Raw genomic sequence first — 21,015 nt, forward strand, 5'->3', positions numbered from 1 at the left:
AGCAGGCCGCGACTCTGTCTCCGCATTGTCACGAGCCTGTGGCGGAGCTGGGGTAGCGGTTGAGCTGGTTGATCATTTTGCAAACCATGGCCGTCCAGCCCGTTTGATGGCTGGCACCAACACCGCTGCCGTGATCACCGTTGAAATACTCGTTAAATAGGATCAGATCGCGCCAGTGGGGATCGTTCTGGAAGAGCTCAACATCTCCATTGAACGGCCGGCGGCCATCAGCGCCACGGCGGAACAGATTCACCAGTCGATGCTCTAGGAGAAGTGAGGCATCCCAGAGGCTGATCCAGTTGCCTGAACGGGTGGGAAACTCAACCTTGAAGGAGTCACCGTAGTAATGGCCAAACTTCTGCAAGGCCTCGATCAGCAGGAAGTTGATCGGCATCCAGACAGGACCACGCCAGTTTGAATTGCCGCCGAACATGGCCACGGGACTGTCTGCCGGGCTGTAGGCGAGGGTCTGGGAGTCGCTGCCTTCGGTGAAGGTGTAGGGGTGGTCCTCATACACCTTGGAGAGGGCTCGGATGCCATAGGGAGAGAGAAACTCATCCTCATCGAACAGCCGCTCACAGATCCGGCGAAGACGCTGTTCCGGGACAAGGGCAAACAGCAACCGGTCGTTACGCCACTGGGTGAAGTTGTCGACCAACCACTGGGGCCGAGCACGCTCGTGCAACAACCACTTCATGCTGCTGGCCACATCCAACACCGGCAGTCGTTTCACCGTATCCACGTCGAAACTGGCCACCGCCAACAGGGGAATGAGCCCTGAAACCGAACGGGTGCGCAAGAAGGTGCTACTGCCATCCGGACGCTTGATCACGTCGTAGTAGAAGCCATCCTCCTCGTCCCAGTTCACATACCCCCGACTACCAGCTGTGTTGAGGGTGAGGGCTAGGGAGACGTAGTCGTAGACAAAGCGCTCACAGATATCAACATATTCAGGCTCCTCACGGCTGAGCTCAACACAGATGTTCAACAGATTGAGGCTGAGGGAGGCCATCCAGGCCGTGCCATCACACTGCTCGATGCGGCTGCCGTCGGCGAGGGGATAGCGGCGATCGAAGACAGCAATATTATCGAGGCCTAGAAAACCGCCCTCGAACACGTTGTCCCCGGAACGGTCGTTGCGGTTGGCCCACCAGCCGTACTCAAGAATCAACTTGCGTAAGGCAGCCCGAAGGAAGCCGAGATCAGGCTCCTCCGTGCTCTTGCGGTCGATCTGGAAGATGCGCATCGCCGCCCAGGCGCCAATCGGAGGGTTGGGATCGGAGAGGGCCCACTCGTAAGCCGGGGTCTGGGCGTTCGGGGCGGTGTAATGCGGCGAGCGCAGCAACATGCACTGCTGCTTAGCGGTGGCGGGATCGAACACGGTGAAGGCCACCGCATGAAACATCAGATCCCACTGGCAGAAATAGGGGTATTCCCATGCATCCGGCATGGAAATCACATCGTGGGCATGGAGCCGCTGCCAGGAAGCGTTTTGGGTGTGCCAGCGCTGAGACGGAGGCTGCGGTGAGGTGGGATCACCATCGAGCCAACGCTGGACACTCCAGCCGTAATACTTTTTGCACCACAACAGGCCAGCAGCAGCGCTGCTGTGGATCAGACGGTCCTCCTCGCTGAGGTGGGGCACACGACTCTCAAAAAACTCACGCCATTCCTGTTCGCGCGCCCGGAACAACAGATCAACCTCGTGGCTCGAAGCCAGAGCATCACGAGAACTGGCGGGGCCGCTGAGACGCAGATCCACCTGCCACTCCTCACCGGGTTGAAGCATGCGCTTCAAATGCCGGGCCACCTTGGTACCGCGCTGCGCCGGATTGATCGCCTCCTGCTCGGCGTCGATCACATAGCGGTGAAAACCATCTTTGTGGAACGGACGGGCATTGGCCGTCTGGAACAGCCGTTGCGTATTGGTCTCGTTGTCCGTGAAGAGCCAGGTGCCCTGTTCGTGGCAGATCAACCGGTAGGCACCAACCCCACCGCCAACGGTGGCCTGAACGGCATCACCATCGAGCTGCATCGGGTGCTCCTGCTCATCGGGATAACCCCAGCTCCAAGTGTTGCGTAACCAGAGGGTGGGCAACAGGGTGAGAGGAGCAGGATCAGGCCCGCGGTTGATGGCACGAATACGAATGGCGATGTCATCAGGCGCCGCTTTGGCGTATTCGATAAAGACATCGAAATACCGGCTCTGATCAAAGATACCGGTATCCACCAGCTCGTATTCGGGCTGATCCCGTCCCCGGCGGCGGTTCTCCTGCAGCAGCTGCTCATAGGGAAAGCGCTGTTGCGGATACTTGTACAACCCACGCATGAAGCTGTGGGTGGGGGTATTAGCGAGATGGAAGTAGTAGTCCTTGATGTCCTCGCCATGATTGCCTTCTTCGTTGGCGAGGCCGAAGGGGCGCTCCTTGAGAATCGGATCCACTCCGTTCCAGAGGGCCACAGAAAAACAAAGCCGGCACTGGTTATCACAGATGCCCAGTAGGCCGTCTTCGCCCCAGCGATACACCCGCGAGCGAGCGTGATCATGGGGAAACGAATTCCAGGCATTGCCATCTGCGGAGTAGTCCTCACGGACCGTTCCCCACTGACGCTCCGGCAGATAGCTGCCCCAAAGATCCCAGCGCTCACCCTCGCGATCGCGCTCGGCCATCCGCCTCAGTTCAGATCCTTGGGGCGATGCCCCGGCAGTAGAGGTCATAGGGCTTGGAGCACCTGATCGCCCACACGCAACGCGTTAGCAATCACCGTGAGGCCGATGCCAATGCCAGGGCAGCTGGGAAACACACTGGCATCAGCGATGTAGAGGTTCGTGAGCTCGTGCGCCCGTCCATTGAGATCCACCACAGACGTGGCTGGATTGGACCCCATGCGACAGGTGCCGCAAACGCTGCCCATCACCGTGAGCGGAGCCTCGCCGCGGGGATGGGTGGGCGCGGGCTTCACCACATGGCAATCGGGGTCGTTTTCAACGAGCTTGAGCGTGTCGATCCAGCGGTACACAAGGCGGTCATGGGCCTCGCGGTTGTTGGGGAGGTAATGAATCTGGATGTGATTACCCCGCAGCGTCAGCCGGTTATGGGGATCAGGCAGAACAGCACTCATCGCCCACCACACCACCGAGCGTGCCGCGAGTTGTTCAAGCCCGAAATTCGGCATCAGCTTGGTCACCAACGACAGCACCGGTGGAGATTCGGCAAACAACGCGTCCTGGAGCACACCGCCGCCAGTGGCGATGGAGCCAAGCGGAAAGCTCACGTTCTGATCGCCCCAGTAGTAGTCGTTGACGCCAAGACTGCGCCCGTAACGGCCGGAGTTCGGCTCGGCGGCCAGCTGGATGATCGACGTGAGCTGGGGCTTCATCAAATTGCGGCCCACCTGATCGGAGCCATTCGCCAGGCCACGGCTGTGATGCTCTGTAGCCGAGCGCAACAGGATCTCGGCGCTGTTGATGGCACCTGCCGCTAAAACCACCACATGGGCAGTGAACAACCAGGATTGGCCATCAATCTCAGCTTCCACCCCGCGCACCTCAGTGCCTGAGGGATTGACGTGCAGCCGGCGCACGCGAGCGCGTTCGCGAACGTGCACCGAAGCCTGGGCCCGGGCCAGATCAACACCAAACAGTTCGGCATCGCCGGTGGGATCCACGGCTGACTCCGACCAGCTCTGGGGGAGGTGATAAGGGTGAACGCCTTGCCGTTCAAGCGACAGGCGCAGTTCCTGCATGAACGGCTCGATCGGCTTCGGCTGAAAGGGGAAACCGGATTGACGTGGAGGCTCAGTCGGATCGACGCCTTGCTCGCCGTGGACGCGATAGAGCTGCTCAGCGCGGTCGTAGAAAGGAGCGAAATGGCTGTAGGTCAGCTCCCAGGAGGGGGCGACGCCCTCCTGCAACGGCACACCAGCGAACTCCTTCTCCCGCATCCGCTCGAGCAAACCGCCCCAGATCTTGGTGTTGCCACCAAAGGCGTAGATGGTTTGAGGAGAGAAAGGATCCCCATCAGTCCCGAACCACTGCTCACCCGGGTGGTAGCGATCCTTGCGGAACAGGTCGACATCAGCCACGTTCTGGTCGACAAGTGGCATGGAGCCACCGCGTTCCAGCACGAGGATGCGCTTGCCAGAACGCGAAAGTTGGCCGGCAAGGGTACCTCCAGCGGCACCACTACCGATCACAATCACATCGTAATGGGTGTCATCAATGATCATGGTGAAACTCCTATTGCCACACGTAGATCAGTAGGAAAAGGATGATCCAAATCACATCCACGAAATGCCAGAACAAGGAGGTGGCCTGCACACCCTGTTCGCCGCCTTGGTAATTGCCGGGGATGAAGGATTTGATCAGCATCAACCCCATCAACAGGATGCCCGTGGCCACGTGCAGGCCGTGGAAACCGGTCAGCAGATAGAAGGTGCCCCCGAACGTGCCCGATGTAAACCCGAACCTCAGCCCACTCCACTCAACTGCCTGTCCATAGAGGAAATAGGCCCCCATGGCCATGCTCATCAGCCAGAACCCACGGAACAGCAGCATTTTCTCGCGGTTCTTGAAATACTCTGCCAGCGCGATGGTGCCGGAACTGGAGACCAGCACGATGGTGTTGACGAGCGGCGTCTGCCATTCCAACCCCTCAACACCCTCAGGAAGCCAGTTGAGTGCTGATGTCTTCAGCAGGGCATAACCACTGAAGAAGGCCAGGAAAATCACACTTTCCGAGCAGAGAAAGATGATGAACCCAGTGAGGTTGTGCTTGGGATGCTCCTCGTGCTCAGCGGGAGCCCCAGGTTGTGGCAGTGTCGTCGTGGTCATGCGGATGCCTCCATCAGTTCGAGCCTGCGTTCAATCTCGTCCTGGTGCTCAACCAGCGGCTGGCCCGAGCCGTAGCCATAGGGGCGACTGATCACGGTGGGCACGTCCTCGCCAAAGTTGTCCTCCGGTGGCGGGGAAGGCAAGAGCCATTCCAGGCCAATCGCATTCCAAGGATTGTGGGTGGCCTTGGGTCCGCGAATCCAGGCACTCAGCATGTTGAGCAGAAAGGGAATGATCGACACGCCAAGCAAGAAGGCGCCAAGGCTCGCCACCACATTCCAAAAGGTGAATTCAGGGTCGTAACTGGACACACGCCTGGGCATCCCCATCAATCCCAGAGGATGCATCGGCAGGAAGTTGAGGTTCGCACCGATGAAGGTGAGCAGGAAGTGCAGCTTGCCTAGCCCTTCATAGGGCATACGGCCGATAAACTTCGGAAACCAGTGGTAGATAGCAGCAAAGATCCCCATCACCGCAGCGCCGTAGATCACATAGTGGAAGTGGCCCACCACGAAGTAGGTGTTGGAGACATGGATATCCACTGGAACAGTCGCCAGCATGATGCCAGTGATGCCGGCAAACACGAAGTTGAACAGGCCACCCAGGCAAAACAACATCGGAGTGGTGAGGCGCAACTTGCCGCCCCAAAGGGTTCCAAGCCAAGCGAACACCTTCACGCCGGTTGGCACAGCAATCAACATGGTGGTCACCATGAATAGATTGCGCATCCACTGCGCCACACCACTGGGGAACATGTGGTGCACCCACACGATCAAGCCGAGGCCAACAATGATGAATGAGGCGAGAGCAACATAGAGATACCCGAAAAGAGGTTTTCGGGAATACACCGGGAACAGCTCTGAAAACACCCCGAACACGGGAAGGATGATCACATACACCGCCGGATGTGAATAAAACCAGAAGAAGTGCTGGTAAAGAACAGGATCACCACCGCCTTCTGGTCGGTAGAAGCTGGTTCCAAAGGTGAGATCCATCAGCAGCATGATCGCCCCACCCGTGAGAGCAGGCAGGCCAATCAACTGAAGGCTCTGGGCAGCAAGCGCCGTCCAGCAAAACACCGGCATGCGAAAGAGCGTCATCCCGGGAGCGCGCATCCGGAGGATGGTGGTGACGAAATTGATCGCGCCCATAATCGATGAAACACCGGAGAGCGCTACTGCCGTGATCCACATGCCCTGGCCATTGATCAAATGGCCCAGCGGATTCTGAATACTGACCGGCGGGTAACTCCACCAACCTGAATAGGCAGGTCCACCTGGTACAAAGAAGCTGGCCATCAGCAGAAAGCCGAAGATGGGCACCAGCCAGAAGGCCACAGCATTCAACCGCGGGAACGCCATATCAGGCGCACCGATCATCGTGGGGATCAGCAGGTTGTTGAGGCCATTGAGCACCGGAAAGATGAACAGGAACAACATGATCGTTCCGTGCATCGTGTAGATGCCGTTGTAAACGGCCCGATCCACCAGATCGCTCTGCGGAGTGATCAGCTCACCGCGGATCACCATGGCCAGCAGACCACCGATCAGGAAAAAGAAAAACGCTGTAACGATGTACTGGATGCCAATCACCTTGGCATCGGTGCAGAAGCCGAAATAGCGGCTCCTGCCCTGATCAGGCTTGGGCTCTGGAGGGAACGTGGCGATGGTCATCAGGCTTGGTGGGGCTGAGCGGAAGAACCGGGAACATTCACCTGAGGTGGGGGTGCCGGGGGTACGGTCGCCCAACCGGGATTGGAGCGGGACTGGCGGGTGGCGTACTCGGAAACGGCTAAACTGAGGCCTGGCTGCAGGGGCAAGCGAGCAGCCTGCTCAAGCCAGGCCTCATGGTCCTGAGCGCTTTCCACCACCACGTCGGACTGATTCGCAGCAAACCAGGTGCCGCTGAATTGCGAGTCGCGCAGGCGGTAGACCCCCTCTCGGGTGGGGGTGACATTGAAATCAATAGCCCGCCCAGGAATCACATCCTGCTTCACGCGGAAAGCAGGGATATAGAAACCATGCAACACATCCTCAGATACCAACCGAAAGGTGACCGGTTGATCAACGGCCAGATGCAACTCCGTTGAGGAGACGTTCGAACCGGGGTAACGAAACTCCCACGACCACTGACGAGCAATCACTTCCACCTGCTCAGCCGGGAGGCGATCTCCGGGATAGCCGCCTGCGTCCTCAACGGGATTGCGCGGATGGATGTGCTCCATCGGACCAAGCGTGCCCAACTGATCGGAGGCGCGGATCGTCCAAAAGGCAATGCCCATAACCAAGACAAAGGGGATTGCCGTCCAGATCACCTCCAAAAGCGTGTTGCCTTCGATCGGCACCGCGTCGGTGTCGTCATATTTCTCGGCACGGTTGAACAACATCACCCACGCCATCACAGACACCACACCAAGAAACACAAAGGTTCCGATGGCTGTTTCAAAACTGAAGAGGTCGTCGACCAACGGCGCAGCCGTGGAGGCCTGAACCGGCAGCCAGCGATGGGCTTGCTGTCCCATCCAATAGCTGACCAGAACGATCAAGCCAACCCAGACGCTGAGGCCAGCGATGGCCGTGGTGTTAATCGATCGTGTTGAGGAACTCGTCATGGCCGTGGGTCCTCAAGGCAAAGCGGTGTGAAGGTCGGCTCCGGCCTGGAGGAGCTGATCAGCGGCGATGTGAACGCCAAACTCGGCAGCGAGCTGGGCACCAAGGGTGCCGTGCAGACCGAGAACGGCGAACATCACAACGCCGACAGCCAGGTAAAGCCACTGGACCTGACGTCCCATGTCACGGCGCCAGGCAAAGCGTTGGAAGCCACGCCAAACCGTCATACCGACGATCACAGCCAGCAGCACAACCCCGCCAACTCCATGCCAGAGCATGGTGGTCATGCCGCCAAGGCCGAACGTGCTCTTCACGCCTGGTAGTGGCACCGCCGTGAGCATCTCGTAGAAGCCTGCAGCAACGGTGAAAAAAGTCACCACGCAGCAGACGAGCAGGTTGTACCAACCCACATCGTGGAAGCCACCACGGGTGATCGGCAAAGCCAGGAAGCGGAACACCCGCTTCTCCAACGGATAAAGAGCCCCGACAACGTCGAAAGCAATCGCGATCACGAACAACCCGATGGTGAGGTGCACCAAGTTGGGATGGATCGGAAGGCTGTAAGGCAACCCATTGGCACCCAGTTCAGTGGCGATCTGATCGATCGGCGGTTGCTCCGGGCTGTAGGCAAGCGCAACGAACATCAGATCAACCCTTCGCGCATGGCAGCAACCACCTTCACCGTGTGGAGGCCATAGGTCCAGATCAGCTTGTCGCCGAGAACGATCTGAACGCAGATCAAGGCACTCACAGCAGAGCCGACGCCAAGGAACGACACAGGCAAGATTTGAGGGTCACGGCTACGAAGCACGTATCGCCAGCCAGCCAACAACGACAGGACACCAGCCAGAGACCAGCCGATGGTGGTGTGGATATCAAGGATCTGGCGAGCTGCTCCGTAGGGTGCAGCGAGGCCGGCCTCAACCTGGCCGAAAATGATCGCGACGAAGATGGCCCCGGTGGCGAAGAGCAAGTTCCAGAAGCTGACCTCGAACAGAGCAGGCTTTCGCCAGACGACGCCGACGACATCGAAAACGTAAGCGATCAAAGCCATCGCGATCACGAAGTGAACAACGATCGGGTGGATCGTGTCCATCCACGGCAGGTTGTGGTCGTTGAGCGGCGGAAGCAGCTCAAGCATGGGATGCCCAATTGCTCCTGCCACGCTGGCGAAGCGGCGTTGACAGCGCACGGGATTGTTGCGGTTCGCCAACTACGGGGGCGCATCGCCTCCCAGCAAGGCCGAACTCAGGAGTGGGAGCAGGGGGACTTGAACCCCCACAACGTTGCCGTCTGCGGATTTTAAGTCCGCTGCGTCTACCAATTCCGCCATGCTCCCGGTCGCAGGGAGCAACCCCTGGGCCAGGCTTCCATCCTAGATTTGAACGGCAACCGCCTTGCTGCCGTGCCCCTGCCTGGGTTCCTCAGTTCACTTTCGAGCGAAACGCTTCTGGTGATCGGGGCCTATGTGGCTCTTGGCGGTGCCTATCTGCTTGTTATTCCAGCGGCACTGATGGCCTGGATGACCAAGCGCTGGACCGTGATGGGCAAGATCGAGCGCACGGCCATCTACGGCATGGTGTTTCTGTTCTTCCCTGGCTTGATCTTGCTGGCCCCCTTCGTGAATCTGCGCCTGCAGGGCCAAGGGCAGGTTTGATGGGTTCCGGCATGACCCGCGGCAAGGCTCTTCTGGCGGGCCTGGCCATTTTTGCGCTCGGGGGACTGGGCTACTGGGGCTTTCAAGCCGCTGGCTTCGAAGTTTTCTCGGCTGGCATCGCCGCTCAGGGCGTCTTGGTGGCCGTGGTGCTGGTCTGGACCGGCTCCTATCTGTTTCGGGTGGTGACCGGAAACATGACCTACATGGAGCAGCGGCGCCGCTACCGCTCGGCCTATGAGGCCGCAACCGACGATGAACTGCAAGAACGCTTCGATGCCCTGAGCCCCGAAGAGCAGGAGAAGCTGCTGCGGGAGCTGGGCCAGCTCGAGGAGACCAGCACCAGCGAGGACCCGGCACCTCCGACCCCATAGGCTCACGGGCAGATCCTGCGCTGCCGTGACCACCACCACCCCGATCCAGCAGCGTTTCAGCCAGCTTCAGCAACAGGGGCGTTGTGCCCTGATGCCGTTTCTGATGGCCGGGGATCCGGATCTCTCCAGCACCCGCTCTGCCCTACTAGCGCTGCAGGCTGCCGGGGCGGACATGATCGAGCTGGGCATCCCCTACAGCGATCCGCTGGCCGATGGCCCTGTGATTCAGGCCGCCGCCAGTCGGGCCCTGCGCTCAGCCACGACACCCGGCCGCGTGCTGGAGATGCTCACCGGCCTCAAGGGCGAGCTGCAGATTCCGGTGATCCTGTTTACCTACAGCAACCCCCTGCTCAACCGCGGCATGGAGGCGTTCTGCCGCGATGCGGCTGCCGCCGGTGCCGCCGGCCTGGTGGTGCCCGACTTACCACTGGAGGAAGCTGAGAAGCTCTCGGCCATCGTCTCGACACACGCTCTCGATCTCGTGCTTCTGGTGGCCCCCACGACGCCTGCCGATCGCATGCAGCGCATTGCTGCAGCCAGCCGCGGCTTCACCTATCTGGTGAGCGTCACCGGTGTGACGGGCGTGCGCACCAATCTTGAAAGCCGGGTGGCGGGGCTGGTCCAGCAGCTCAAAGGCATGGGTCCTACACCGGTTGCCGTGGGCTTTGGCATCTCCGGGCCCGAGCAGGCCCGCCAGGTGCGCGACTGGGGCGCCGATGGCGCGATCGTGGGCAGCGCTCTGGTGAAGGTGATGGCGGAAGCGCACAGCCAGCAAGGAGATGTAGCCGCCGCGGCCGGCGAATTCTGCGGCCAGCTGCGCACGGCCCTGGATGCCTGAGCTGGCGCGATGATCGATCAGCCCAACGATCAGGCTGCAGCGCTCTTCGGCGCCGTATCCCAGACCTACGCCGCCCACCGCCCCACCTACCCGGAGAGCGTCTTCGCCGACTTTGCGGCCCGATGCCCCGGCCTTGAGCGGGTGTGGGACTGCGGCTGCGGCAGCGGCCAGGCCTCGCTCGCCCTCGCCCAGCACTTTGAGCAGGTGGTGGCCACCGATGCCAGCGCAGAACAGCTGGAGCTGGCCCCTGAACATCCCCGTATCCGCTGGATGCAGGCGCAGGCGGACTGTGCGCCGCTGGAGCCGGCCAGCGTGGATGGGGTGATGGTGGCGGCAGCCGTGCACTGGTTCGCAGGCGAGGCCTTCAACGCTGAAGTGAGGCGCGTGGCGCGGCCAGGCGCTGTGATGGCCTGGATCGGCTACCTGCCGCTGCAGCTCGCGCAACCGGAACTGCAACTGCAATTGCATCGCTTCTACGCCACCACGCTCGAGCCCTGGTGGCCGCCCCAACGGCGCTGGGTGGATCAGAGCTACGCCGGCCTGCCGTTCCCGGGCGAGGAGTGGCCCTTCCCATCGGATCAATGGATCGAGCGTCAGTGGAGCCTCAGCGATCTGCTGGGTTATCTGGGCAGCTGGTCGGCGGTGTCCAACGCTCGCCGCAGCGGTGTGGATCCGCTCAGAGCATTTGCAGAGGAGCTGCGGCATGCCTGGCCCGGTCAGGGCGCAGAGGCGCTGCAGGTGCGCTGGCCGTTGATGGGCCGCTGGGGTGTGATCAACCCCTGAACCTTGCCGGAGCCGTCAGAATCAAGGCACGCGATTCATTTCTGGCTGCCGCGATGGCTCAACGCTTCCTGCTCACCGCCGGCCTGCTACTGGGTGGCCTCGCCCTAGCACCTACGGCAGCGCACGCCGGTTGGAGTAACTACACCTCCGCCATCTCCGAGGTGGATGCCTGCAACCAGGCCCAGTACCTGATGCCGGAGAAGGCGGTGGTGCAGGAGTTCCGCTACCGGGTGAACAGCACCAAAAACGGCAACAGCTTCGTCTGCAGTGTGCGCTGGAGCGACAAGGCCTCCGCGCAGCCCACCGATCGACCGATCCTGTTCCCCTCCCGCATCCGTCAGCCGATCTTCGCGGCGGGCTGGCTGTAGGTTGCGCCCCTGAAGCCTGTTGCAACCATGCGTTTCGTGCTCTGGGGCACTTACTGTGAGAACGCGCTCGAGAAGCGTGTTCCCTATCGGGAGGAGCACCTAGCCGGCCTGCAGCAGCAACAAGATGCGGGGGTGTTGATCACCCTCGGCCCCACCGAGGGAAGCACCCACGTGTTTGGCATCTATGAAGCCGAAAGCCAGCAGCAGGTGGAGAACCTCCTGCACAACGACGTCTACTGGCGCAACGGCATCTGGACCGAGCTGAAGGTGTACCCCTGGATCCAGGCGTTCTGAGCTCAGGCTTTAGGCCAGCCGGCCAGGGCCTGCTGCCAAACCCAGGCCGCCACTTCAGCCGTGCCCTGCTCCCCCAGCACCGTGGCGTAACCGCTCATCTGACCAACTCCCGCAGCGGCAATGGCTGCAATGGCCTGCTCAGAGGCCCGGTTCTCACGTTCCAGCGCAGCCAGCTTGAGGGTCTTGCCGCGGCGAATGATGTTGCCGCCATTCACATGGCAGCCGGCGCAATGCTGCTCAAACAGTTGAGCGCCATCGGCCAGGGCCACGCCAGGCCAGAGCAACAAAGCAACCAGGCCAGCCAGCAGCGCGGCGCTCAGCCGGCGCCAACAGGCAATGAACAGAGGCACGAAGGACTTGGCGATGGTGGGTTCAGTCTGCAGACCAGACAGAAACGCTGAAATGGATGCAGCGCCGCCTCCGTGCATGCTCACCTTTCTGCACAGCGCCGACTGGCAGATCGGCAAGCCCTATGCCCGCGTCCACGATCCCGACAAGCGGGCACGGCTGCGGCAGGCACGCATCGATGCCATCGGGAGGATCGGCGCCCTGATCCCCCCCGTCCAGCCATCGTTTCTGCTGGTGGCCGGTGATCTATTCGACTCACCAACACCAACCAGCAGCGACGTAGCTGCCGTCTGTCAGGCGATCGGCAAGCTGGCCATTCCAGTGTTGGTGATCCCCGGCAACCACGACCATGGTGCGCCGGGCAGCGTGTGGCAGTCCCCCTTCTTTCTGAGCGAACAACAGCGGCGGGCTCGCAATCTTCAGGTGTTGCTCGAGCGCCAACCCGTGGAACTGGAGGGCGCCGTGGTGCTGCCCTGCCCCCTGCTGCGCCGGAGCGACACGAGCGATCCCACCAACTGGGTGCGGCAGCTGGCGTGGCACGAGCTGCCGGCCCACAAACCGCGCATCCTGCTGGCCCATGGCTCGGTGCATGGCTTCGCAGCAGCCGATCTCGATGCCGATGACGACAACCCCACCAGCGCCAACAACCGCCTGCAGCTCGATGCGACCCTGCTGGATCAGCTCGACTACATCGCTCTGGGCGACTGGCACGGCCTCAAGCAGATCAATACCCACACCTGGTACAGCGGTACGCCGGAACCGGATCGCTTTCCCCGCAGCAACGACTACCAAAGCGGGCAGGTGCTGGTGGTGCGTGCACAACGCGGCGCCGCTCCTGCGGTGGAATCGCAATCCACCGCAGCCCTGGAGTGGCTGCAGCTGAGAGCCCATCTCACCTCCTCAGACGATCTGCAACGGCTGGAGCGGCAGCTGAAGCCGTTGCTTGAGGGCGAACCCGGCTGGCAGCTGCTCTTGCTCGAGCAGAGCGGCAGTCTTGGCCTCGAAGCGCACCAGCGCTACGAGCAGCTGCTGGAGCGCCTGGATGCCCAGCTGCTGCGGTTGAAGCGACGGGGACGGATCGAGCAGCAAGCCGATCCCGAAGAACTGGAGCTCTTGCTGCAACGGGCCGAAGATCCTCTGATCGCCAGCGTGGCCGGCGGCATCCAGGCGGACCTGGCGCAAGCCACGCTCTCCAGCGACAACGAGCAACGCCAGCTGCTCCAGCTGGCGTTGGCGGAGCTGCACCGCGCCGCAGGGGCCGCCGGATGCGCCTGATCGCCTGCAGGCTGCAGAACGTGCGGCGCCACCGCGACCTGGAGCTGTGCTTCGGCCGTGAGCTCACCCTGATTGCCGGTGCCAATGAAACCGGCAAAAGCACCCTGGTGGAGGCGTTGCACAAGACCCTCTTCCTGCGCGCCACCGCCACCGGCCGCGGAGTGGACGAGCTGCGCTCGCGCCTTCACCCCGGCCTGCCGGACGTGGAGATCCGTTTCGAAGCCAACGCCGAAACCTGGCGCCTGCGGAAACGCTTCGCTGGCGCCAGCGGCACCTGCCAGATCAGCAATGGCAGCGGCGTGGCCCTCAGCGGGGCGCAAGCTGAAGAACTGCTGGCCCAGTTGCTGGGCTACGAGGCGCCGGTGGAAGGGCGCCGCATTGCCCAACTCCCGGAGCGCTGGGCCCACCTCTGGGTGCGCCAGGGCGACGCCGGCCTCAACCCTTTCAGCGGCAGTCAGGAGCGCTACGACCATCAGCGCCTGGTGGCGCAACTGCAACAGCAGAGCAGCCAGAGCCCTCTGCAATCCAGCACCGACAGGCTGGTGATGGAGCAGATCCAGCAGGAGGTGAACACGCTCTACACCGCCACCGGCAAGGTGAAGGCCGGATCCCCCTTGGCTGGGGCGCAGCAACGCAGCCAGGAGGCGGCCGCCGCCCTTGCCCTGGCCGAGCAGCAGGTGGGAGATCTCGAAGCCGCCATGGAGCAATGGCGCAGCATTACCGAGCGGCTGGAGACGATCGAGCACCAACAGCGACCCGCCCTACAACGGGAGCTGCATCTCCAGCAACAAACCCAGCTGCTGCAGGCACAGCTGGATCCTTTGCTGCAGCGACAGAACGAACGCCAGCAACTGCTGATGCAGCAGCGCCAGGAGCAACAGGAGCTGCTGCTGGTGCAACAGCAACTGCACAAAGCGCTCCAGCAACAGCAACAGGACCAGGCACAACGGCAACAGCTCCAGGAGCAGATCAAGCAGGCGAGTGCCGCACGCCAGGAACTGAGCCAGCGCCTGGAGCAGGTGCAACGGCTGCTTGATCTGCAGCAGCTGGAGGATGAAGCCAGACAGTTGCGCGAGCACCAACAGCAACTGCAGCAGCTGCAGGAGCAGGCCGAAGGCCTCAAACAGCAACTGGCCGCGTTGCCGGAGATCACAGCAGCGCAGGTGCGGCAGCTTCGGCAGGCCGAACAGGTCCTCGCTCAAGCCACAGCCCGTTGCGAAGCGATGGCAGCTGGGCTGGAGGTGCTGGCCGCCGATCAACCGATCCAGCTCAACGGGGAAACGCTGGTGAGCGGAGAACGGCGCCGAATTGAGGCCGCTGCCGAACTCACGGTGGGCAGCGGCGTGCGCCTGCAGATCAGCCCGGGCGGCGGCCAGGCCCTACCGCAGGCCCTGGAGCAGCAGCGGCAGTGTTGCCAGCAGCTTGAGCAGCTGCAGCAGCTGCTCAAGCTGAGCAGCAGCGATCAGGCGGAAACAATCGAGCGGCAGCGCACTGAGCTGGAGCGAGAACTCAACAACCTGCGCCAGGCCGCCAAAACCATTCCCTGGTCGGGCCTGCAACAACGGCTGGAGCAGCTCGAGCCCAGGCTCAAGCTGCTGGCCGCTGCACTGGAGGGCGGCGCCATTGCTCCTGTGGATCCGGTGCAACTGCGGACTGAACAGGAAAGCCTGCGCCAGCGCAGCAGCGAAGTCACCCGCAGCCAGGAGAACAGCAATCAACAGCTACTGGAGCTGGAGCAAAACCAACTGATCCGCCAAACAGCCCAGGAGCAGCTGCGCGGCCGCTGCGGCCAGCTGGAAGGCTCTTTGCAGGTGCTGGGCGAACGACTACTGCACCTCCAAAGCGCCGAAACAGTGGGCGGTGAGCTAGAGGTCCAACAACAAGAGCTGCGCGCCCTGCGCGCCGAACTCGAACAACTGCAGAGCGCCCGACACCACGGCGGCGCAGCAAACACGGTTGCGGATGCAGCTGGGCAGCTGGAGGCGCTCGAGCAGGAGAAGGATCGTCTGCTCAGCCAGCTGGGGCAGGCCCAGCAGCGCACCCAGAGTTTGGGAGCCGCCAACCCACTGGCCGAGCTGGAGCAACGACAGGTGGCCTGGGAGGAAGCGGAGGCGGAGCGAGCCGCCCTTGAGCAACGCGGCATGGCTTTGCGGCTGTTGCTGGAGCGCTTTCATCGCGCCCAGAGCAATCTGGCCAACCGCTATAGCGAACCCCTGCGTGCCGCGATCACCCCGTATCTGGCAGAACTGGCCAGCGAACCGCATCAACCGCTGCTGGCCTTCGATCCGCAGCAGGGCTTCCACGATCTTCAACTGCGCCAAGGCGAAGAAGCCTTTGCCTTTGAGCGCTTGAGCGGAGGCATGCGCGAACAACTGGGGGCCACGGTGCGCCTAGCCATGGCCGAAGTGCTCAAGCCGGCCTACGCCGATGCGTTGCCGCTGGTGTTCGACGACGCCTTCACCAACAGTGATCGTGAACGCCTGCTTGGCCTGCGCAGGATGCTCGAGCGGGGCATCCAGCAGGGCATCCAAATCGTGCTGCTCACCTGCCACCCCGACGACTACACAGCACTGCTACCTGACAGCACCTGGAGAGAGCCTGAGCAACCGCGCGGACAAAAAAATCCCCCCGAGGTCATCGGAGGGAAGCCAGAGAGGTTGGACTGGAGTGACGATCGGGTGATCGTGAAGCTGGACTGAAGCCAGCGGGTCACATCGCCTCCGATCGTTCGGCTCTCAATCACTCCTCGTCTTCGTCGGTGCCGCCGACGGGAATCAGGCGGATCTGCTTGCGACCCAGCTTGATTTCGAACTCATCACCGGGCTGAAGATCCAGCATCGCGGTGTAGGCCTTACCGATCAGCAGGTTGCCATTGCCCTGAACGGTGGCCACATAGCTCAGTTTGCGGCCACCCTTACCCACTTTGCTGGCGCCGCCGAGTTCCACACCCTTGGCCTCGAGCAGGGCCTCGTAGAAGGCCGTGAAATTCAGGCGCTCACCACCATCTTTTTTGGTGGAGACATAGCCGCAGGAGCGGACGATCTCAGATTTACCCACATCGCCGAGCTCCTTGACTTTGGCCAGCAGGTCCGATCCGGTGAGCATTGTTTGGAGATGTGATGAGGAAGACATTATCAACCTACAACATCGACGCCGGCGTGGCCATGCGTTCAACAACCAACATCCAAGCGAGCAGCGAACCACAATGCAGGCATGATTCTGCGCTGTTTCGGACATGCCCCATCAGGTTCGACGCCTGAACAGCAACGATCACGATGCGGTGGTGGAGATCTATCGCCAAGCGGTGCTGGGTTCCACCGCACAGCTCTACAGCGAAGCGCAGCAATGGGCCTGGGCAGAGCAGAGCAACACGCTGCGATCGCTGCTGCTGCAGGGCGAAGGATTTGTGATCAGCAATCAACGCGATGAACCGATCGCCTTCAGCCAGCGCTATCCGCACGATCGTCTTGCCCTGCTCTACAGCCATCCCAACGCCCAGCGCCAGGGCTGCGGCCAGCGCTTGATCGAAGCCGTTGAACAAGCTGCCAGGGCAGACGCGATGTCCGTTCTGCGGACAGAGGCCAGTTTGATCTCCAGACCCCTGTTCGAGCGACTTGGCTGGCAAGTGAGCTGGCGGGAGGAGCTGCGCATCGGCGGCGTGCCGTTCCAGCGCTTTCGCATGCACAAGCGGCTGGGCCAGAGATACTGACGCCATGGCCGAAGCCCAGCTGCAGCAATTCCTCGAGAAAGTGCGCCAACTCAATGCCTTTGTGGCCTTGAGCGAAAGCCAACCCGCCTTGCGGGATGCCCTGAGGGCGTGCGATCAACACCATGAAGTGGTGGCCCTGGCCGCGCAGCATGGCTTTGAAATCGCTCGGCGCTGGGGCGACAGCCAGGCGGCCGCAACGCAACCAAAGGAGCAGCCCAGTAACCAGAGCAATCTGTTGTCCAGCTCTTGCCCGGCGGCAGGCGAGGAGCGGGTGGATCGCTTAATCGAGGGATCGGGCTGGCGATTGGAGCGCATTCACTCCTGTCTGGCCAGCAGTCCGGAAGGCTTCTGGTACGACCAGGCTGAAACCGAATGGGTGATCGTGCTGCGCGGCAGCGCGCAACTGCAGTTTGAGGATGAACCGGAGCCGCGCGATCTGTGCGTGGGTGACAGCCTCCTGATCAACCCTCACCAGCGGCACCGGGTTGTTACGACAGATCCGGATCCTGGAACCCTGTGGCTCGCTCTCTTCTGGTCGGCAGACGCTTGATATGGGACTGGCGCACCAGCCAGTAGGCACCTGCCAGTGACAGCACGGCAAAGCCCAGGCCGATCAGATCGGCAGGATTCTTCTGAACCCCTGGCGGCATCACGATCACCTTCCGAGCCACGGCCGTGAGCGCCGTCACCAGCACCAGCTCGATCTGCACCACATGCTCCCGCATGTAGGCCGTGAGGTTCTGCAGCACCTCAAGGGCGATCAGGATCACGAGCACCTGATCCAGCAACCGGATCAATCCCTCGCCGGTCCAGTTGACGTTGAGATCCAGCAGATCGCTACCGAGGAAGAGCAGAAGCTGCAGGGTGGCCACCACCAGCACCGCGGTGAGAACCACAGAGAGCACCTTGGCGAGAGCCCGCTCAAAGCCCGTGATCGCCTGCAGAAAGGATCGATCGTCAAACAAACGCATCAAAGCGGAAATCAGTAGCTGAAGGGCCTGTACTGAGGCTTGGCTGGGGAATCACCGGGAGGATTCACCACCTTGGTGTCGCAGGTGATGCTGCCGTCGGGTGCTGTCACGCAGTTTTGAGGCTCAATCTTGGTTTCCGGGCCCACGTTGCTGCCTGGCCCCCAAAGAAAGCTCTCCACCTGAGCCAAAGCCGGCAGCTCCAAACCGGCAACCACCATGCCGGCACACAGCTTGAGGCCAAAGGCGGCCGGGGAAGCGAACAGGCGATGCAACGACATGGCGGCGGCGGAGCGTGCCACCACTCTGACGTGTCCGTGTGGCCGCGTCAGGCTTCGCCGACGTCGAGTCGGATTTCCTGCAGCAGCAGATCGAGCTGACCGAGTGAGTCGTCGAGGGAGATCGGAGCCTGATCGTCGCCATCGATCCCCTGATCCTCTCCCTGCCAGAGCGATTCGATGTCACAGAGGCGTTGAGCCAAACCCGTGAGCCCATCACGGCTGTACACACGCGCCAGTTCATCGAGAAGCACAGGCATACGAATCGAGCTGGCCCGCAGGGCCCGGCGCAGATCAGCCTGCGTACGGCCGCTGTGACGCAACCAGTCCTTCAGGAACGACTGAAGATCATCCAACTGCTCGTCGGTGAGCGTGGCCATCAGCGCCCCAGGGGAAACCAGCGATCCAGTTTGCGCTGCGCCCGCAACCGAATCTCGTCATTCATGTGGGTGGTGCAGAGGCCGAGGAGTGCCGTGAGTGCCACCAGATCGTCGCTGAAGCCTGCCGCCGGAATGAAATCGGGAATCAAATCCATCGGCACCAGCAGGTAGGTGAGGGCAGCCAGCATGGTGAGCCTCACTTGTGGTGGGGTCTTGGGATCCAGCAGCAGCTCGAGGCATTCGAGGGCGGGGCGGGCCAACGTTCGACCCGCGCGCCGCAGCAATCGCCGCAGCGCGCCCTCATCCACTTCGGTGCTGCCCAGAACATCGGCATCCACGGTTTCGGTGTAGCCGGTGTTGGCGTAGCTGCCATCGGCGTTCATCCGAGCGGAAGAATCAGCAGCCAAAGCGGAGCCTCACTCAACCAGTGACTCCATCATGAACTGGAAGGCCAGCGGCTGGCCGATCAGCTACCCACCTCCACCAGACCGGCCTGAATACCGGCCTTGCGCAATTTGCGCAGAGCCCGTTGCACCACCTGACGGCAATATTCCCGGCTACAGCCCAGCAGACGAGCCACCTCCGCCAAGGTGCGCCATTCATGGCTGCCATCTAGACCGAAGCGAAGCATCACCACCGTGCGCTCCTTGGGTGTGAGGTTGGATTGATCCAACAGCTTCCACACCGCTGCATTGCGCTCAGCCAACTCACAGCGCTCCATCGGCGGTAGATCCTCACTGGGCAGCACATCCACCAGCTCGGTGGGATCCGACTTCGACTTGACCACCCCCTGCAGGCTCACCGTGACGCTACGCAGCTCGCAGCCCAGAAGGTCCTCCACTTCAGAGAGCGGCAAGTCCATCGCCGCGGACAGCTGCTCTGCCGACGGTTGCATGCCATGGCGCTGCAGTAGCCGCGCTTTGGCTGCACGCAGACGGGTGAGCTTCTCATTCACATTCACGGGAATGCGAATGGTTCGGCTCTGGGTGGAGAGCGCCCGATTCAGTCCCTGGCGAATCCACCAGTAGGCATAAGTACTGAAGCGGTGCCCACGGGTGGGGTCATATTTCTCCACCGCTCGGGTCAACCCGAGGGTGCCCTCCTGGATCAGATCGAGCAGATCAAGCCCCTTGCCCTGGTAACGCTTGGCGAGGTTCACCACCAGACGCAGATTGGCGGTGATCATCTGATCCTTAGCTCGCTCCCCCACGCGCAGGGTGCGTTTCTCGATGTCGTTGTAGGCGCAGGCTTCACCCACACCGCCGGCACTGCTGCAGCGATCATGCAGCGCCACCATGGCTTGCACCTTGCGACCCAGCATCAACTCCTGCTCAGGAGTGAGTAGCTGATGGCGGCCGATTTCGCCCAGAAAGGCACTCAGAGAGCTGGCCATGCAGGAGTCCATCCACTGAATTGAACCTAGAAGCTTTTTCGCTCAACGAGGAAAGCAACCAAAAGGCTTCCAGGTTTCAACTTTGCTTCCCAATTGTTCACCCTGGCGCGATACAGATCCACATCAGAACTGGAAGCTTTCCGGTGCAAAAAACGCATCTCCCAACACGCACGGTCACCATGGGCGCCACGCAGGACACCCCCTGCCAGCGGAGAAGCCCGCTACGGTCGTGCCTTCGTGCCTGCCCTGCGCCATGCCCGCTTTCGCGGCCCTGCTCGCCGACCTTCCCAGCGATGTGCTGCCTCGAGCCGGGGTGGCCTATGTCCACTACCTGAGCTTCATGCTCTGCTTTGGGGCCCTGGTGCTGGAGCGGCGTTTGATCCGCCCCAATCCGAGCAAGCAAGACGCCACCTTGATGGTGATCACCGATGTGGTGTACGGCATGGCGGCCCTTGCCCTGCTGGTGAGCGGCATCCTGCGCGTGATGTATTTCGGCCAGGGCGGCAGCTTTTACACCGAAAACCCGCTGTTCTGGTGGAAGGTGGGGCTCTACCTGAGTGTGGGCGGTCTGTCGCTGTATCCCACGATCACCTACATCCTCTGGGCGATTCCTCTGCGCAAAGGTGAGCTGCCCCAGGTGAGTGAAGCCCTGGCCAAGCGACTGGCCTGGATCCTCAACATTGAGCTCGCAGGCTTTGCCTTGATCCCCCTGCTGGCCACCTTGATGGCCCGGGGCGTGGGCTTACCCGGCACCCTGGGCGCCTGATTGGCGGTTGCGTTGTGGAGTTACCGCCTTCGGCGCCAGTCTCCTGCGGGGTAGCCACGGAGATCCGCCCTTGGACAGCACCGCAAGCAAGCACCCTGTCGGCCTCCTCCACGGCGCACGCCTCCGATCCCCAATCCACGGCGG

At 61.8% G+C, this 21,015-nt stretch carries 25 protein-coding genes and 1 tRNA gene; 11 read left to right on the forward strand and 15 right to left on the reverse strand.

Annotation, left to right across the window (positions count from 1 at the left end):
• Nucleotides 1-28: 28 nt before the first annotated feature.
• The 8 genes from H9532_RS00550 to H9532_RS00585 form a co-directional block, all read right to left on the reverse strand.
• Nucleotides 29-2,671: a glucosidase gene (locus H9532_RS00550; protein WP_296364720.1), complete on the reverse strand. Its 2,643-nt coding sequence runs from the start codon at nt 2,669-2,671 to the stop codon at nt 29-31.
• Nucleotides 2,672-2,715: 44 nt separating this feature from the next.
• Nucleotides 2,716-4,230: a GMC family oxidoreductase gene (locus H9532_RS00555; protein WP_296364722.1), complete on the reverse strand. Its 1,515-nt coding sequence runs from the start codon at nt 4,228-4,230 to the stop codon at nt 2,716-2,718.
• A gap of 10 nt (nt 4,231-4,240) precedes the next feature.
• Nucleotides 4,241-4,834, reverse strand: coding sequence for a heme-copper oxidase subunit III (locus H9532_RS00560; protein WP_296364724.1), 594 nt, complete (start codon nt 4,832-4,834; stop codon nt 4,241-4,243).
• A complete protein-coding gene (locus H9532_RS00565) occupies nt 4,831-6,507 on the reverse strand; it encodes a cbb3-type cytochrome c oxidase subunit I (RefSeq protein WP_296364725.1) in 1,677 nt (558 codons plus the stop codon). Before H9532_RS00565 ends, H9532_RS00560 begins: the two co-directional genes overlap by 4 nt.
• Nucleotides 6,507-7,445: a cytochrome c oxidase subunit II gene (locus H9532_RS00570; protein WP_296364728.1), complete on the reverse strand. Its 939-nt coding sequence runs from the start codon at nt 7,443-7,445 to the stop codon at nt 6,507-6,509. The genes H9532_RS00565 and H9532_RS00570 overlap by 1 nt, the downstream gene beginning before the upstream one ends.
• Before the next feature lie 12 nt (nt 7,446-7,457).
• Nucleotides 7,458-8,087 carry a DUF2231 domain-containing protein gene (locus H9532_RS00575; RefSeq protein WP_296364729.1) on the reverse strand — a complete coding sequence of 210 codons (630 nt, stop codon included), beginning with the start codon at nt 8,085-8,087 and terminating at the stop codon, nt 7,458-7,460.
• Nucleotides 8,087-8,584, reverse strand: a complete 498-nt coding sequence (locus H9532_RS00580; protein WP_296364731.1) for a DUF2231 domain-containing protein — start codon at nt 8,582-8,584, stop codon at nt 8,087-8,089. The genes H9532_RS00575 and H9532_RS00580 overlap by 1 nt, the downstream gene beginning before the upstream one ends.
• A gap of 114 nt (nt 8,585-8,698) precedes the next feature.
• Nucleotides 8,699-8,782: transfer RNA gene (locus H9532_RS00585), tRNA-Leu, on the reverse strand.
• A gap of 66 nt (nt 8,783-8,848) precedes the next feature.
• Between H9532_RS00585 and H9532_RS00590 the strand changes: the two genes are divergently transcribed.
• The 6 genes from H9532_RS00590 to H9532_RS00615 are packed head-to-tail and all read left to right on the forward strand — an operon-like array spanning nt 8,849 to nt 11,754.
• On the forward strand, nt 8,849-9,100 hold the full coding sequence (locus H9532_RS00590) for an NAD(P)H-quinone oxidoreductase subunit L (protein WP_296364733.1): 252 nt from the start codon (nt 8,849-8,851) through the stop codon (nt 9,098-9,100).
• 11 nt (nt 9,101-9,111) lie between these two features.
• Nucleotides 9,112-9,471, forward strand: coding sequence for a DUF3007 family protein (locus H9532_RS00595; RefSeq protein WP_296364735.1), 360 nt, complete (start codon nt 9,112-9,114; stop codon nt 9,469-9,471).
• A 25-nt stretch (nt 9,472-9,496) separates the two neighbouring features.
• Entirely contained in the window at nt 9,497-10,309 is an 813-nt protein-coding gene (trpA, locus tag H9532_RS00600; protein ID WP_296364736.1) for a tryptophan synthase subunit alpha, read from the forward strand.
• Between the two features lie 9 nt (nt 10,310-10,318).
• A complete protein-coding gene (locus tag H9532_RS00605) occupies nt 10,319-11,092 on the forward strand; it encodes a class I SAM-dependent methyltransferase (protein WP_296364738.1) in 774 nt (257 codons plus the stop codon).
• Nucleotides 11,093-11,145: 53 nt separating this feature from the next.
• On the forward strand, nt 11,146-11,460 hold the full coding sequence (locus H9532_RS00610) for a hypothetical protein (RefSeq protein ID WP_296364740.1): 315 nt from the start codon (nt 11,146-11,148) through the stop codon (nt 11,458-11,460).
• Nucleotides 11,461-11,487: 27 nt separating this feature from the next.
• A complete protein-coding gene (locus tag H9532_RS00615; protein ID WP_296364742.1) occupies nt 11,488-11,754 on the forward strand; it encodes a YciI family protein in 267 nt (88 codons plus the stop codon).
• Nucleotides 11,755-11,756: 2 nt separating this feature from the next.
• Here H9532_RS00615 and H9532_RS00620 read toward each other — a convergent pair whose 3' ends face one another.
• Nucleotides 11,757-12,098, reverse strand: coding sequence for a c-type cytochrome (locus H9532_RS00620; protein WP_296364788.1), 342 nt, complete (start codon nt 12,096-12,098; stop codon nt 11,757-11,759).
• Between the two features lie 82 nt (nt 12,099-12,180).
• On the opposite strand from H9532_RS00620, the gene H9532_RS00625 reads away from it, so the two are divergent.
• Both H9532_RS00625 and H9532_RS00630 read left to right on the forward strand, forming a co-directional pair.
• Entirely contained in the window at nt 12,181-13,377 is a 1,197-nt protein-coding gene (locus H9532_RS00625; protein ID WP_296364743.1) for a DNA repair exonuclease, read from the forward strand.
• Entirely contained in the window at nt 13,368-16,076 is a 2,709-nt protein-coding gene (locus H9532_RS00630; RefSeq protein WP_296364745.1) for an AAA family ATPase, read from the forward strand. Before H9532_RS00625 ends, H9532_RS00630 begins: the two co-directional genes overlap by 10 nt.
• A gap of 40 nt (nt 16,077-16,116) precedes the next feature.
• Here H9532_RS00630 and H9532_RS00635 read toward each other — a convergent pair whose 3' ends face one another.
• A complete protein-coding gene (locus H9532_RS00635; RefSeq protein WP_217796691.1) occupies nt 16,117-16,482 on the reverse strand; it encodes an AbrB family transcriptional regulator in 366 nt (121 codons plus the stop codon).
• 130 nt (nt 16,483-16,612) lie between these two features.
• Between H9532_RS00635 and H9532_RS00640 the strand changes: the two genes are divergently transcribed.
• Both H9532_RS00640 and H9532_RS00645 read left to right on the forward strand, forming a co-directional pair.
• A complete protein-coding gene (locus H9532_RS00640; RefSeq protein WP_296364749.1) occupies nt 16,613-17,086 on the forward strand; it encodes a GNAT family N-acetyltransferase in 474 nt (157 codons plus the stop codon).
• A gap of 4 nt (nt 17,087-17,090) precedes the next feature.
• Nucleotides 17,091-17,636 (forward strand): Nif11 domain/cupin domain-containing protein, encoded by a 546-nt coding sequence (locus H9532_RS00645; protein WP_296364751.1) that lies wholly within the window; start codon nt 17,091-17,093, stop codon nt 17,634-17,636.
• Here the strand turns inward: H9532_RS00645 and H9532_RS00650 are convergent.
• The 5 genes from H9532_RS00650 to H9532_RS00670 form a co-directional block, all read right to left on the reverse strand.
• Nucleotides 17,575-18,057, reverse strand: a complete 483-nt coding sequence (locus H9532_RS00650; protein WP_296364753.1) for a phosphate-starvation-inducible PsiE family protein — start codon at nt 18,055-18,057, stop codon at nt 17,575-17,577. The two genes, H9532_RS00645 and H9532_RS00650, sit on opposite strands and share 62 nt — an antisense overlap.
• A gap of 11 nt (nt 18,058-18,068) precedes the next feature.
• Nucleotides 18,069-18,356 carry a hypothetical protein gene (locus H9532_RS00655; RefSeq protein ID WP_366664500.1) on the reverse strand — a complete coding sequence of 96 codons (288 nt, stop codon included), beginning with the start codon at nt 18,354-18,356 and terminating at the stop codon, nt 18,069-18,071.
• A 26-nt stretch (nt 18,357-18,382) separates the two neighbouring features.
• The gene (locus H9532_RS00660; RefSeq protein WP_296364755.1) at nt 18,383-18,712 is read right to left on the reverse strand and encodes a hypothetical protein; all 330 of its coding nucleotides are present in this window, start codon (nt 18,710-18,712) and stop codon (nt 18,383-18,385) included.
• Nucleotides 18,712-19,095 (reverse strand): DUF1232 domain-containing protein, encoded by a 384-nt coding sequence (locus H9532_RS00665; RefSeq protein WP_296364792.1) that lies wholly within the window; start codon nt 19,093-19,095, stop codon nt 18,712-18,714. Before H9532_RS00665 ends, H9532_RS00660 begins: the two co-directional genes overlap by 1 nt.
• Nucleotides 19,096-19,178: 83 nt before the next feature.
• Nucleotides 19,179-20,105, reverse strand: a complete 927-nt coding sequence (locus H9532_RS00670) for a sigma-70 family RNA polymerase sigma factor (RefSeq protein WP_296364758.1) — start codon at nt 20,103-20,105, stop codon at nt 19,179-19,181.
• Nucleotides 20,106-20,358: 253 nt separating this feature from the next.
• Here H9532_RS00670 and H9532_RS00675 point away from each other — a divergent pair, with 253 nt between their 5' ends.
• Nucleotides 20,359-20,871 (forward strand): DUF2214 family protein, encoded by a 513-nt coding sequence (locus H9532_RS00675; RefSeq protein ID WP_296364759.1) that lies wholly within the window; start codon nt 20,359-20,361, stop codon nt 20,869-20,871.
• Nucleotides 20,872-21,015 lie beyond the last annotated feature (144 nt).

It is taken from the genome of Vulcanococcus sp. Clear-D1, from assembly GCF_014654725.1.
Lineage (GTDB): Bacteria > Cyanobacteriota > Cyanobacteriia > PCC-6307 > Cyanobiaceae > Vulcanococcus.